This is a genomic window from uncultured Brevundimonas sp., assembly GCF_963974615.1.
GTDB lineage: Bacteria > Pseudomonadota > Alphaproteobacteria > Caulobacterales > Caulobacteraceae > Brevundimonas.
In genome coordinates, this window is sequence record NZ_CAXBDH010000023.1 from 1 (window position 1) to 13,468 (window position 13,468).

General features: G+C 64.2%; 14 protein-coding genes and 1 tRNA gene. 10 read left to right on the forward strand and 5 right to left on the reverse strand.

The window, feature by feature from the left end; genetic code table 11:
* Positions 1 to 106: 106 nt before the first annotated feature.
* Positions 107 to 1,672, reverse strand: coding sequence for an ATP-binding protein (locus AAC050_RS13465; protein WP_339915608.1), 1,566 nt, complete (start codon positions 1,670 to 1,672; stop codon positions 107 to 109).
* Between the two features lie 193 nt (positions 1,673 to 1,865).
* The gene (gene lipB / locus AAC050_RS13470; RefSeq protein WP_339915609.1) at positions 1,866 to 2,597 is read right to left on the reverse strand and encodes a lipoyl(octanoyl) transferase LipB; all 732 of its coding nucleotides are present in this window, start codon (positions 2,595 to 2,597) and stop codon (positions 1,866 to 1,868) included.
* Between the two features lie 29 nt (positions 2,598 to 2,626).
* Between lipB and AAC050_RS13475 the strand changes: the two genes are divergently transcribed.
* The 6 genes from AAC050_RS13475 to AAC050_RS13500 all read left to right on the forward strand — a co-directional run bounded on the left by AAC050_RS13475 (position 2,627) and on the right by AAC050_RS13500 (position 8,166).
* Entirely contained in the window at positions 2,627 to 2,923 is a 297-nt protein-coding gene (locus AAC050_RS13475; RefSeq protein WP_339915610.1) for a FliM/FliN family flagellar motor switch protein, read from the forward strand.
* A 139-nt stretch (positions 2,924 to 3,062) separates the two neighbouring features.
* Positions 3,063 to 3,147 (forward strand) — tRNA-Leu (locus AAC050_RS13480).
* 61 nt (positions 3,148 to 3,208) lie between these two features.
* Positions 3,209 to 4,630: a magnesium transporter gene (mgtE, locus tag AAC050_RS13485; RefSeq protein ID WP_339915611.1), complete on the forward strand. Its 1,422-nt coding sequence runs from the start codon at positions 3,209 to 3,211 to the stop codon at positions 4,628 to 4,630.
* 100 nt (positions 4,631 to 4,730) lie between these two features.
* Positions 4,731 to 6,149 carry a glycoside hydrolase family protein gene (locus AAC050_RS13490; protein WP_339915612.1) on the forward strand — a complete coding sequence of 473 codons (1,419 nt, stop codon included), beginning with the start codon at positions 4,731 to 4,733 and terminating at the stop codon, positions 6,147 to 6,149.
* A 54-nt stretch (positions 6,150 to 6,203) separates the two neighbouring features.
* Positions 6,204 to 7,373, forward strand: coding sequence for an isovaleryl-CoA dehydrogenase (locus tag AAC050_RS13495; protein ID WP_339915613.1), 1,170 nt, complete (start codon positions 6,204 to 6,206; stop codon positions 7,371 to 7,373).
* A gap of 151 nt (positions 7,374 to 7,524) precedes the next feature.
* Positions 7,525 to 8,166: an exopolysaccharide biosynthesis protein gene (locus tag AAC050_RS13500; RefSeq protein WP_339915614.1), complete on the forward strand. Its 642-nt coding sequence runs from the start codon at positions 7,525 to 7,527 to the stop codon at positions 8,164 to 8,166.
* A gap of 67 nt (positions 8,167 to 8,233) precedes the next feature.
* Here AAC050_RS13500 and AAC050_RS13505 read toward each other — a convergent pair whose 3' ends face one another.
* From AAC050_RS13505 to flbT, 3 genes are all read right to left on the reverse strand, one after another.
* Complete coding sequence (locus AAC050_RS13505) at positions 8,234 to 9,064, reverse strand: flagellin (protein ID WP_339915615.1); 831 nt, start codon at positions 9,062 to 9,064, stop codon at positions 8,234 to 8,236.
* 208 nt (positions 9,065 to 9,272) lie between these two features.
* Complete coding sequence (gene flaF / locus AAC050_RS13510) at positions 9,273 to 9,638, reverse strand: flagellar biosynthesis regulator FlaF (RefSeq protein ID WP_339915616.1); 366 nt, start codon at positions 9,636 to 9,638, stop codon at positions 9,273 to 9,275.
* On the reverse strand, positions 9,598 to 10,023 hold the full coding sequence (gene flbT, locus AAC050_RS13515; protein ID WP_339915617.1) for a flagellar biosynthesis repressor FlbT: 426 nt from the start codon (positions 10,021 to 10,023) through the stop codon (positions 9,598 to 9,600). The genes flaF and flbT overlap by 41 nt, the downstream gene beginning before the upstream one ends.
* A gap of 154 nt (positions 10,024 to 10,177) precedes the next feature.
* On the opposite strand from flbT, the gene AAC050_RS13520 reads away from it, so the two are divergent.
* The 4 genes from AAC050_RS13520 to AAC050_RS13535 all read left to right on the forward strand — a co-directional run bounded on the left by AAC050_RS13520 (position 10,178) and on the right by AAC050_RS13535 (position 13,463).
* Positions 10,178 to 10,846, forward strand: a complete 669-nt coding sequence (locus AAC050_RS13520; RefSeq protein ID WP_339915618.1) for a hypothetical protein — start codon at positions 10,178 to 10,180, stop codon at positions 10,844 to 10,846.
* Between the two features lie 78 nt (positions 10,847 to 10,924).
* Positions 10,925 to 11,797, forward strand: coding sequence for a MoxR family ATPase (locus AAC050_RS13525; protein ID WP_339915619.1), 873 nt, complete (start codon positions 10,925 to 10,927; stop codon positions 11,795 to 11,797).
* Positions 11,798 to 11,900: 103 nt separating this feature from the next.
* Positions 11,901 to 12,731: a methyltransferase type 11 gene (locus AAC050_RS13530; RefSeq protein WP_339915620.1), complete on the forward strand. Its 831-nt coding sequence runs from the start codon at positions 11,901 to 11,903 to the stop codon at positions 12,729 to 12,731.
* A 138-nt stretch (positions 12,732 to 12,869) separates the two neighbouring features.
* Positions 12,870 to 13,463: an HD family hydrolase gene (locus tag AAC050_RS13535; protein WP_339915639.1), complete on the forward strand. Its 594-nt coding sequence runs from the start codon at positions 12,870 to 12,872 to the stop codon at positions 13,461 to 13,463.
* Positions 13,464 to 13,468: the final 5 nt, after the last annotated feature.

The window sequence follows — 13,468 nt, forward strand, 5'->3', positions numbered from 1 at the left end:
ATCAGCAGACTCGCCCTCGCCGAGGACAACCTGTTGAGGCTCCACAGCTAGAGCGGAATTCGGGACATTTTCCGGAGCCGGACTGAACCCGCCAAAGGCGGGAACACTAACCGGTGGCGCGGACCGCGGAGCTGGTCAGGACCGACTCCATGCCCGCCAGCAAGGCAGCAGCGGTGATCGGCTTGGGCAAATGCAGATCGGCACCCGCCGCGAGCGAGTCCTCATAATGCTGACGCATGGCATTGGCACTCAGCATGATCACGGGTGTGCGCGGACGGTCCGGCCGGGTACGTTCAAACGCGCGAATGGCCCGGGTCGCCTCCAGACCATCCATCACCGGCATCTGCATATCCATCAGAACCAGGTCGAATTCCCCGTTCTGAAAGGCCGCCAGCGCCACCGCACCGTCCTCGACCGTGTGAATACTGCTGACCTGCTCCGCCAGGATCAGCTGAACCACCCTCTGATTCACCGGATGATCCTCGGCCAGCAGAACCCGCGGACCATCCTGTGCGGTCATACTTTGTGCCGGACTCAACGCCACATCGACGACCTCAGCTCGTCGGGCATCATGCTCCGCCAGCGACCGGGTCCGCGACAGGGGGATGGCGACCCGGAACAGACTGCCCTGCCCCGGCTCGGACTCGACCTTGATCTCACCACCCATCAACTCGACCAGGGACCGGCAGATCGACAGGCCAAGGCCGGTACCGCCGAAACGACGGGTGATCGACTTGTCCGCCTGGCTGAAACGCTGGAACAGGGTAGCGATGAACGCCTGGTCAAAACCCACACCCGAGTCCTGGATCTCGAAGATCAGAAGGGCCATGCCGGGCTCGGGGTGATCATCCTGCACCTCAACCCCGACCCGAACCTCGCCGGCCTCGGTAAATTTGACGGCGTTGGACAACAGGTTTCCCAGCACCTGTTTGATGCGGGTGCTGTCACCCAGAAAACCCCCGCGGGCCGTCTCTCCCCGGTCGACACGGAACACCAGACCCTTGCTCTCCGCCCGGATCCGCATCATCTCGATCACGCCGTCGATTTCCGCGCCGACATCGAAATCGTGAATCTCGATGTCCAGCTGTCCCGCCTCGACCTTGGACACGTCCAGAATGTCCGAAACCAGCCGCTCCAGCGTGACGCCGGACTGTTCGATCAGATCGACCATTTCGCGTTGACCGGGCGTCAGATCAGTCTGACTCAATGCCGCCGCCACGCCGATCACACCATTCAGCGGCGTCCGGACCTCGTGGCTCATATTGGCCAGAAAATCGGATTTGGCCTGGCTCGCCATTTCGGCGGAAAGCCGGGCGGCTGCCATCTCCCCCTCGGTCTTGGTGCGTTCAGTCACGTCCCGTGCCACGGCGAAAATTCGCTCGCCCGAACGCCTGGCCCGCCATTCCAGTTGTCGGTAGCTGCCATCGCGATGGCGATAGCGATTGACGAACCCCACGACCTCGCCGTCAGGTTCCTGCAGGTCCAGCCGTGCCATATGCGCCTGCGTGGCCTCCACATCATCGGGATGGACCAGCGGCAGCAGAGGTGACCCCTCCAGCTCGTCCAGTGGATAGCCGAGCACCGCCTCCCACGACCGGTTCAGCTTAACGAAGCGACCCGACAGGTCCCGCACACAAAGCATGTCCAGCGAGACGTCGAAAAAGGTCGCCATATCCCCCGACGGATCTCCCGCCTCAGCAGTCATATCGGGTGGGGGCGTCCATGACATCAGGGAGAAATCCAACCAGAGGAGGTTAAGCGAACTGTGGTATATTGCACCCGGGAGGGTTAATACAGCCTTCAGGGGTTCAACAATTAATCCTGTGGTTGTGGAAAAGTCTCCCAACCCTCTGGATTAATCGGGGTCAGACTGGCGGGGCCTCCGGCTCCAGGGGGCCGAACTCTCGCCGGAATGCCGCCTTCAGGGCCGCGTCCGCCTCATCCATCGTGGCCAGAACGCCGAGATCGACCAGACTGGTAACCCCGTGCTCGGCGATACCGCAGGGCACGATACCGTCAAAATGTCCGAGGTCCGGCTCTACGTTCAGACTGATCCCGTGAAAACTGACCCATCTGCGGACCTTGACGCCGATGGCGGCGATCTTGTCCTCACGGCTCCAGACCGCACCATCATCTGTCAGACCCCGACGCTCGACCCAGACCCCGACACGACCGTCGCGCACCCCAGCCTCGACCCCAAAGTCGGACAGGGCTCCGGTCAGCCACCGTTCAAGCCCCCTGACAAAAGCGCGTACGTCCCGGCCGCGCCGGTTCAGATCCAGCATCACATAGGCCACCCGCTGTCCCGGACCGTGATAGGTGAACTGTCCGCCCCGGCCGGTCCGGTGGACCGGAAAGCGGCCTGCATCCAGCAGGTCGGCCTCCCGACTCGACACGCCCGCCGTATAGAGCGGGGGATGCTCCAGCAGCCACACAAGTTCCGGGGCCTCGCCGGCCGCAATCGCCGCCACCCGTGCCTCCATCAGGGCCACGGCCGAAACATAGTCGACCAGACCGGATGACACGGCCCATCCGACCGGGACCCCATCTGCGGGAATCAGTGAGGAAGCGCCGGAGCTTAACGTGTGGGAAAGCATGAGCCCTCAATGTGACTCTCGAGGGCCTCATGCAAGATCAACCGTCCGCCCAGACTACAGTTCCAGAGTACGCCTTGAGCCAGATCGAAGCCGTTGATGTTGAAATTTCGGTGGTTCTGGGTCGCTCTGTGCTGCCCATGAGTCAGCTGCTGCGGATGGGCCGTGGGGCGGTGATCCCGCTCGACGCTTCGGAACATGACGAGGTCTGGATCCTCGCCAACAATCATCCGGTGGCCCGCGGCGAGATCGAAATTCGCGAGGACCGCATCGCCATCACCGTGACCCGCACCGCCGACCTCTTCGACTTTATGGCCGGGGCCGCCTGATCCCGGACCACGCCCGAAAGGCCCGACCTTTTCGATCCGGCTCGACCGTGGGCTCAACGGACACAGCGAGCGGCGGATCAACAGGAATCGCCTCTTCCCTTTCCCCGATCTCTCCGCTATTGCCCCCGCTCCGATGCGAGCGGTCGTGGCGGAATTGGTAGACGCGCAGCGTTGAGGTCGCTGTGGGGCAACCCGTGGAAGTTCGAGTCTTCTCGACCGCACCATCTGGCTAAACAAGGCGACTCATCGGCTTTATCCGGCTGAACCAATCAGGGAGGCAGACACGTGAACAACACGGACTCCGCCACCTTGAGCCGGATCAAGAACGATGACGCCGTCATCGAGGACCACGCGGCCCTCGATGAAGACTATGTGCTGACGGCGACCTTCGTCGAGAAGGTCGTCGACGCCGCCGACGACGGCGACGGCCTGCGTCTGCGCTCCCTGCTTGAAGACCTGCATCCGGCCGACGTCGCCGATCTGATGGGCTTCCTGACGTCGGAGCACCGCGGCGTAGTCGTGCTCTGGCTCCCGCCGGAGCTGCTCGCCGAAACCCTGCCTGAGCTCGACGACGGTATTCGCGAGGAAGTGCTGGAGCGGGTCCCGCACCTGACCCTGGCCGAGGCGCTGCAGGAACTCGACTCCGACGACGCCGCCGCCGTGGTCGAGGACCTGGAGGACGACCAGCGCGAGCGCGTGCTGGCCGCCATGCCCGAGACCGATCGTGCCGCGATCGAATCCTCACTGGGCTATGATGAGGATTCCGCCGGCCGTCTGATGCAGCGCGAGGTGATGGCCGCGCCCCAGTTCTGGACCGTCGGCGATACCATCGATCATGTCCGCGGCCAGACCGACGATCTGCCCGAACTGTTCTTCGACATCTATGTCGTCGATCCGCTGAACCGCCCGGTCGGCGGCGTGCCGATCAGCTGGCTGCTGCGCGCCAAGCGCGATGTGAAGCTGTCGGAACTGATGGAGCCGATCAACGAGATCGCCGTCGACACCGACCAGGAAGAAGTCGCCTACATCTTCGAGAAATATCACCTGATCTCGGCCCCGGTCATCGACACGGCCGGTCGGCTGGTCGGCCAGATCACCGTCGATGACATCGTCAACATCATCCAGGAAGAAAACCGCGAGGATATTCTGCGCCTCGCCGGTGTCAGCGACGAGGGCCGCGACGGCAGTGTCCGGGACATTGTCCGTTCCCGCATTCCCTGGCTGGTGATCAATCTGGGAACCGCGGTGGCCGCCTCCATGGTCATCGGTATCTTCCGGCGCGAGATCGAGACCCTGGTGGCGCTCGCCGTCCTGATGCCCATCGTCGCCTCGATCGGCGGCAATGCCGGAACCCAGGCCCTGACCGTGGCCGTGCGTTCGCTGGCAGCGCGTGAACTGACCGCGGCCAACGCCCTGCGTATCGTCCGTCGCGAGGTGATTGTCGGCCTGACCAACGGGGTCACCATCGCCATCCTGCTGGCCGGTATCGCGGCGATCTGGTTTGGCAAGCCGCTGCTGTCCCTGGTCATCGGCATCGCCGTAGTGGTGAACCTGTTTGCCGCCTCGCTGGCCGGGACCCTGATCCCCCTCGCACTCGACAAGCTGGACCGTGACCCGGCGGTTTCGTCCCCGGTCTTCGTCAGCTGGATCACCGATACGGTGGGCTTTTTTGTCTTCCTGGGCCTTGCGGCCATGGTCCTGATCTAACACTTCAAGGACGCGGCCCGTCGCTTGCTGGTGTTCCGGTCGGGCGATGGCGCCCGTCTCGATTTGGGTCAGTCTGTTGTCCGAAGTGACCACGAAACGCATGAAAGTCTCCCGCGAGGGCGTCGTCCTCATCAAGAGCTTTGCCGGCTTCCGTTCACGTGCCGTCCAGTGCAGTGATGGCCGCTGGCTGATCGGCTACGGCCATACGGCCTCGGCCCGTCAGGGTCAGACCGTCTCGGAAGCCGACGCCGAACTGCTGTTGCAATATGATCTGATCCCGGTGGTCCGGGCGATCAACACCGGCGTACCCGCAGCTATCAACCAGCATCAGTTCGACGCGCTGGCCAGTTTCGCCCTGTCGATCGGAGTCGATCGGTTTCTCGGTTCGGATGTCCTTCACCGCCTGAATGCCGGACTGGCCGACCAGGCCGCCGACGCCCTTATCGGCTGGCCGGAACCGACCCCGCCTGACACGGTCTCGCGGCGCCGGGCTGCTGAACGCGCCCTGTTCGTCGCCGACCCGGCCCGGCCCATCCACCTCGTCGACCTTTTGTCCGCCCCCCTGCCCGTCCCGTCGGAGCCAGGCCGCGACAGCGGCCTGCCCACTCCGGTCTCGAGCATCGCGACCCGCGCGGCTGCAGTCGCCACCCTGCTGGGAGAAGCAGAGCCCATCGAGCCGCAACCGGTGGACACCGGAAACACCGGTACCGATGACGATACGGCAGCACCGACCCTCGCAGTGGAAACCGCGCCAGCGGTTACAAACGCGCCCGCTGTGATCGCTTCTGTGTCCCGACCATCGATGCTGTTCCAGCGCTATACGCCCTATGGCAGCTCAATCATCGGCCCCCTGCCTGGTGTGGTCGGGGCTCCTGTCGCACCACCCCTTGCCGGGACGGTGACCGAAACGCCCCCGGCCCCGGAACCCGAGGTCGCACAACCTGATCCGGCCCCGGCTCCACCTGCTGCCGGGCCGGTCAGCGAGACGGTGGCAGGCGGAGCCGACCCTGTCGAACCGGCCTCGGTTGCACCGGCTCCGGTCGCGCCGGCCCCCGCTGAATCCGTCCCGGTCGATCCGGCTCCGGTCGTCCAGCCGTTCGGGTCCCTGTCATCCGGCACCACCTCCGGACCCGTACTCGTGCTCACGCCGTCGGCCGAAGAGGGAACCGCGACTGACTCCCGCCCGGTCTGGCCGGACGAACAGCGTGTGGTCCCCGTGGCGAACCAGGAGACGCTTTTTGATGACGTGCCGGCTTCGCCCGTCCTGCGCCATGAGGTGCGGCAATCCTCACCCCGCCGGTTTGACTGGAGTCAGACCGGAGCCTTCGTGATCATGGGCGGAGTCGGCCTGGTGGCCAGCGCGTCTTCGGCGGCCGCCTTCCGCTTTGCGCTGGAACATCCGTCGCCGATGGGCGAGACCACCGTTGTCGCCTGGGTACTGGCCGTTATCGGCGGGATTTGTGTCGTGGTGTCATCCGTCAATCTGTACGGCCTGTTGGGGCGGTCCCGGACCGAATAGACTAACGCGCGCGACGGCTTTGCGCGCCGGCTCGCCCGGTGCTACGCCCCGCGCATGAGCATTCCCAACGCCCCCCAATCCATGGAATTCAACCTCGGCGAAAATGCCGACATGATCCGTGAAACGACCGCCCGCTGGGCCACCGACCGGCTGGCCCCGATCGCCGCCGAGGTCGATGAAACCAATACCTTCCCCCGTCAGCTGTGGCCCGAAATGGGTGAGCTGGGCCTGCATGGCATCACCGTCGAGGAAGACTATGGGGGCCTCGGCCTGGGCTACCTCGAGCACGTCGTCGCCATGGAAGAGGTGTCACGCGCCTCGGCCTCGGTCGGCCTCAGCTACGGGGCCCACTCCAACCTGTGCGTCAACCAGATCCGCCGCTGGGGCACCGAGACCCAGAAGCGCAAATATCTGCCGAAACTGATCTCGGGCGAACACGTCGGCTCCCTGGCCATGTCCGAGGCAGGATCGGGTTCTGACGTGATGTCGATGCGCACCCGGGCAGACAAGACCGGCGACCGCTACGTCCTGAACGGGACCAAATTCTGGATCACCAACGCCCCGTCAGCCGATACCCTGGTGGTGTATGCCAAGACTGATCCAGAAGCAGGATCAAGAGGTTGCACCGCCTTCCTGATCGAACGCGGCATGAAGGGATTCAGCGTTTCGAAAAAGCTGGACAAGATGGGCATGCGCGGCTCCGACACCGCCGAACTGGTGTTCGAGGACTGCGAGGTCCCGGAAGAGAACGTCATGGGTCCCGTCGGCGGCGGGGCCGGCGTGCTGATGAGCGGTCTCGACTATGAGCGCGCTGTGCTGTCGGCCGGACCGCTGGGCATCATGCAGGCGGCGCTGGACGTGGTCCTGCCCTATGTCCGCGAACGCAAGCAGTTCGGCAAGCCGATCGGCTCATTCCAGCTGATGCAGGCCAAGGTCGCCGACATGTATGTCGCTCTCAACTCGGCCCGGGCCTATGTCTATGCCGTCGCCCGCGCCTGCGACCAAGGCAAGACCACTCGCTACGACGCCGCCGGGGCCATCCTGCTGGCGTCGGAGAATGCGGTGAAGGTGTCGCTCGAGGCCGTCCAGGCCCTCGGCGGGGCCGGCTACACCAAGGAGTGGCCCGTAGAGCGCCTCGTCCGTGACGCCAAACTCTATGACATCGGTGCCGGTACCAACGAGATCCGCCGCTTCCTGATCGGGCGGGAATTGCTGGGCAGCTAGAAGGCGCAAACGCCCCCCCCTACCTTGCCCGATGTGTCATCGCGGCGGATCGCCGCGAACATACGGTTTCATCGATCAAGACAGTGGCGCCGGGGGGCTGTCGGCCCTACCTGTGGCACCCGCAACATCCGCCAGGATCAATAATCCGCCCATGACCTCCGTTTCCATCATGCCGCCAGAAGCCCGGCGTACACTTGCGGAGGTGATCGAGAGCCTGGGCCACGGCGATGAGCCGCAGCTGAGCCTCGCCGAGGTCGTCGAGGGGTTTGGCGAACGCGCCTTCGGGGCTCTGATCCTGGTGCTGGCGCTGATGTCGCTGTTCCCGTGGCCGCCCGGAGGCAAGGCAGTGTTCAGCGCCCCGATCATGCTGCTCTCGCTGGAACTGGCGATACAGCGTCAGACGGTCTGGCTTCCGCGCTGGCTGCTACGGATCTCCGTCAGTCGCGCCGCCTACCGCAAGGCCAGTGGCGGCCGGGTCCTCAAATCCATCCGGGCGATCGAGGCGTTGAGCCGTCCGCGCCTTCCGGTCCTGACCGGCGAGACGGCCGATGTGATCACCGGCGCGATCTGCTTCGTTCTGGCGATCATGCTGGCCCTGCCGGTGCCGTTCGGCGACATGCTGCCGGCCTTCACCATCGCCATCTTCGGGCTGGCGATCACCCAGCGCGACGGTCTGGCGGTTCTGATTGGCGGAATCGGCACCGTCGTCTGCGGTATTTACATCGTCCTGGTCTGGTCCGCCGTCGTCGCGATCGTCTCCGGCATTCTGAACTGGCTCCAGAACCTGATCTGAATTGGCCGGCCCCTATGGAAACGCCGGAGAGGTTGCCCCCTCCGGCGTCCCTGTCGTCCTGAACGCATCAATTGCGGAACAGCGACAGAATCAGTTGTGGCGACTGGTTGGCGATGCTCAGCGCCTGGACCCCGAGTTGCTGCTTTGTCTGCAGCGACTGGAGCTTGGCACTTTCCTTCGCCAGATCGGCGTCGACCATATTTCCGACCCCCGCTTCCAGCGCGTCCGTCAATTTGCCGACGAACGAAGTATGGGTTGAGAGGGCCTTCGACTTGGTCCCGAGGCGCGCGAGCGCGCTCGAAACGGCCGTAATGGAATCATTGACCGCAGTCAGCGAGGCGACAGCCTTCGTCTGGGTGTCGACTGCCTGTGTTGCGGTCACGGACACGTTGGTCGAGCCCAACGCCATGACTTCAGGAGCCACAGTGATGGTGGACGTCCCCGATGCGTTGGCCAGAGCGCCAAATCCAGTCGCCCCCGTTTTCAGCAGGTTTACCCCATTGAATTCGGCATTGGCGGACACACTGGCGATCTGATCTCGCAGCGAAATGAAGTCCTCGTTCAACGCGGACCGCGCCGATGTCGTCAGCGACAGGTCTGTCGCTGCCAGTGCCTTCTCCTTCATCTGCAGCAAGAGGTCAGAGACCGTCTCGCCTGCCGCCAGAGCCACATCCACCGCGGAAACCCCGCGATCGAGTGACTGTTTCACCGCACCCAGTGCGCCGACCTCGGCTCGCTGGCCCTGGGCGATTGCCCAGATGGCCCCGTTTTCCTTGGCGCTGGAGACCTTCTTTCCGGTGTTGATCCGGTTTTGAGTCACGGCCAGTTCGGCGTTGGTCGCATTCAGGTTCTGGAGCGCGATCATTGCGCCCACGTTTGTATTCACCGAAGAGGTCATCAACGGGTCCTTCCATTCTGGAGGGTTGAGGAACGGCCTTCTGGCCGGGGAACCGGTTCTGTTCCGCAGGCATCCAGAGCAAGAAAAAGGCCGACGCAAATCGCGCCGGCCGTTCTTTGTTTTCTGATACTTAGCTCATACCCGGACCACAACCCGGCAACTACGACCCGGCACGATTACGCCGGAATTGCCTAGTCACGAGATGCGATCAGGCCGCGCTCGGAACCTCGGTGGCCAGGCCCTGCATAATCATGCGGTTGATATCGATCAGGGCGTCGAAATCATCCTCGCCGCGCATGATCTCCGACGAATGGCGACCGACGAACAGGCTGATGGAAATGATCTGGGCCCGCAGCGGCTTGGCCATCGTGTTTCCAGGGTCGCTGCAATCGGTCGCCAATGCTGACCAGAGGCGGCGATTCCAGTCCAGGGCATCGATACGGGTGGCCACATCCGACTCGTCGACCGTCGCCGCGTGCATCAGGGCGCGCGTCACCTGGCCGAACAACCGGTATTCCATCTCACGAGGGGTTTCAGCCCTCGTGGCTGCGGTCTTGTACGCCTGATGGGACATTCCCCAGCCTTTGCTCTTCGTATTCAACCAGTTTTCGGGCCGCCATCAGGGCCTTGTAATATTCACGCGCCAGAACGTGACGCGATGCCGAAATACACTCGGCCATGGCCTCCGGATTACGCGTGGCCCCCATGAATTCAGACAGTCTCAGCGTAAATTCGTCCAGCAGTGTCGGTGCCGCGCCCTCGTCCAGATACATCATCATCACAGGGAAATAGATGCGCTTGGCCGGCGTGGTGACTTCACTGACCTGCATGATGTCCTTCTCGCGAAGGACGCTGGCCTTGTTCTGCAGGATCAACACACCGCGACGGTCGCCATTTTGAACGACAGCCCCGTTGAGCACGAATTTTTCGCCGGGCTTTAAAGACAGCTTGAGCGGCATTCCGGAGGTCTCCAACAGTCCCGCGTGGCCAGGCTAGCGGCCTAGGACCCAACAGAAGTTAAACAGGTGTGGTTAACCATGTCTTGTACGGCCCATATCACCACGGAACATCGCACGCCGGACAGGCGTTGTCCCTGTGCAAAAGGAGAGGGCCATGCCGGACCTGACCGAACCACCGGACGAACAGGACCAGTCCGAAACCTTCGATGAAACCCACATCGACGATGAGGGCAACGGCGACCTTCTGCTGGATGAAGACGGGCCGGTGCTGGACGTCACGCGGGCGGACGGTGACGGCGACGATGAGGACGACGAGTCCGTCGCGGACGCCCCCGATTCCGACCGGGATTTCATTTCAGGCCGGATCGAGGCTGCGGCAGACGCCCTGCTGGGTCTCGTCCCCGGCCGTTCCCGGCGATCGGAAGACGAGACCGACGACGACCCCGGCCAGGCCGACGACATCGAACTGGTCTACGCCGGCCTGATGCGCGAGCAGCGCGGGGCCCAGGCCAGCGCCGCCCACTGGGAGGCGCGTCGCCTCGACGACGATGACATCTCAGCCCTTGGGTACGGACCCGACAGTGACCCCTTAAACCTGGACAGGACCATCATGAGCCAATCCCCCCCCCACCATCCGACGCCCCGCGAGGACAACGATCCAGACACCCCGCATGCCCGGCGTGGCCCGCGCGAACACGGCAAGCCCGATCAGCTGCGCGAAGACGAACGCCGCGCTGAAAATCGTCAGGAAGCCCTGATCGATGAAAGCATCGAGGAAACCTTCCCGGCCAGTGATCCGCCGACGCCCAAACACATCACCTGAGCCGGCCGGTCGAAACAGATCGTTGTGAACCCCCCGCCGCATCGGCTAGGCCTCTCCTGAATTCTTGCGGAGCAACCGATGCAGCGGCCGACCGACCGATTCGAGGGCACCTCGAACTATATCGCCACCGACGACCTCAAGATTGCGGTCAATGCTGCCGTCGCGCTCGAGCGTCCGCTGCTGATCAAGGGCGAGCCGGGCACCGGCAAGACGGTTCTGGCCTATGAGATGGCAAAGGCCCTCAATGCGCCGCTGATCACCTGGCACATCAAATCGACCACCAAGGCCCACAATGGCCTCTACGAATATGATGCGGTGTCGCGGCTGCGCGACAGCCAGCTGGGCGACGAACGCGTCCACGAGGTGCGCAACTATCTGAAACCCGGCAAGCTGTGGGAAGCCTTCACCGCGCCGGTCCGCCCCGTGCTGCTGATCGACGAGATCGACAAGGCCGACATCGAATTCCCCAACGACCTGCTGCAGGAGCTCGACCGGATGGAGTTCTTCGTCCACGAGACCGGTGAGACCATCCGCGCCGCGGTCCGGCCGGTCGTGGTCATCACCTCGAACAATGAGAAGGAACTGCCCGACGCCTTCCTGCGCCGCTGCTTCTTCCACTATATCCGCTTCCCCGACGCCGAGACGATGACGGCCATCGTCGATGTCCATTTCCCCGGCATCAAGCCGCGGCTGGTGTCCGAGGCCCTGAAGACCTTCTACGAGATCCGCGACACCCCGGGCCTGAAGAAGAAACCCTCAACCTCGGAACTGCTGGACTGGCTCAAACTACTGCTGGTCGATGACGTCGATCCCGCCACCCTGCGCGAACAGTCGCCGAACCGGCTGATCCCGCCGCTGCACGGGGCCCTGCTCAAGAATGAGCAGGACGTGCACCTGTTTGAACGCCTCGCCTTCCTGAACCGGCGCGAAGGGGTCCGGCCGGGCAGCTGAATTCCGCCACACGGCGGCTTTGACCCGGACACACCAATTACCGCGATTTCACTGGATTGAGTCCCGGAAACGCTCAGGATAGGGGCCTGAACAGGAACCGCCGATGACCCAGCGCCCCCTCTTCGTGATGATCTGCGGCCTGTCCGTCCTGACGGCGGCCTGCGACGGCGAACGCTCGGTCCGGATTACGAGCAGCCGCAGCGACGACAGCAGGGCTCACGGCGTGCTCCGGGTCATTGACGCCCTGCAATGCCCTCAGACCATGGGCAGCCTGACCCGCAAGGGTTCGGCCCATTCCGGCGGCCTGGTCTGCAGCTATGGCGGGCCCAAGGGGGCCGAGGTCAGCCTGCATCTGGTTCGGCTGCAGGACGAGCCGGTCGACGATATCCTGAAGGCCTTCGAAACCCGTCTTTCGGCGGACATGCCGCACGCCAGGGCCTCGCTACGGGCGGGCGAGGCTGAAGCCGGGATCGAAACTGTCCCGGCCGAAGCCGGTGCCACAGCCGGGAGCACATCAGTCGAGGCCCCCGGGATGCGCATCCACAGCCGGGGCGACGTCGCAAACGTCCGCCTGCCGGGACTGAACATCCAGACCGACGGCGACAAGGCCAACATCCGCATTGGCGGCCTCAACCTCCAGGCCAGTGACGGATCGGGCAATGTCGATATCCGCTCGGGAGATGACAGCGTCAGCATCCAGGCCCATGAGGACAGCGCCGAGATCCGCACCAGCGCCGGCGGCGATTCGGTCCGGGCCAGCTGGATCCTGACCGACAACCAGTCGTCCAACGACAGCTGGCGACTGGTCGCCTATGAGGCCCGCGGCCCGCGGGGCGGCCCGATCGTGGTGGCGACCGTCCGCTCACGCGACGGCCGGCGCGGCCGGGTTTTCGAAGATGCCCGCGACCTGGTCGCCCTGAATGCGGGTCGATAAGGCGGGAATCCACCCTCTGCCCTTGATCACGACGCGTGGATGGGTCACCTGACCCTGCCCAACCGAGCAGGATTCCCGACCTTGGCCGAGCGCCCCAGAGCCACACCCTCCAGCAAGGCCCCGCGCGCATGGCAGCGGATGCTGTCCGGACGCCGTCTCGACCTGCTGGATCCGTCACCGTTCGACATCGAGATCGAGGACATCGCCCACGGCCTGGCCCGGGTGGCGCGCTGGAATGGCCAGACCATCGGCGAGAACGCCTTCTCCGTGGCCCAGCACTCCTGCGTGGTTGAGGAGATCGCCGCCCATATCAAGCCGGGCCTCGAGCCGAAATGGCGACTGGCAGCCCTGCTGCATGACGCCTCGGAATACGTGATCGGCGATATGATCTCGCCGTTCAAATCGGCACTGGGAGTCAACTACAAGGCCTTCGAGGCCCGGCTGGAAAGCGCCATCCATGTCCGCTTCGCCCTGCCGCCGAAAAGCCCGGTCGCCATCAAGACCCTGATCAAGAAGGCCGACCGCGCCTGTGCCTTCTTCGAGGCGACCCAGCTGGCCGGGTTCGAGCGGGCCGAGTCCCTGCGCCTGTTCGGTACCCCGCCGGCAGGGTACGACCTGATCATCGACCCCCTGCCCGCCTCGGTGGCCCAGGCCCGCTATCTGGAACGCTACCGCGTGCTGGCCGAGGCCGTAGGCATCCTGCCGGCCCCTGATGCCTGGCATACGGAGTAATCCGG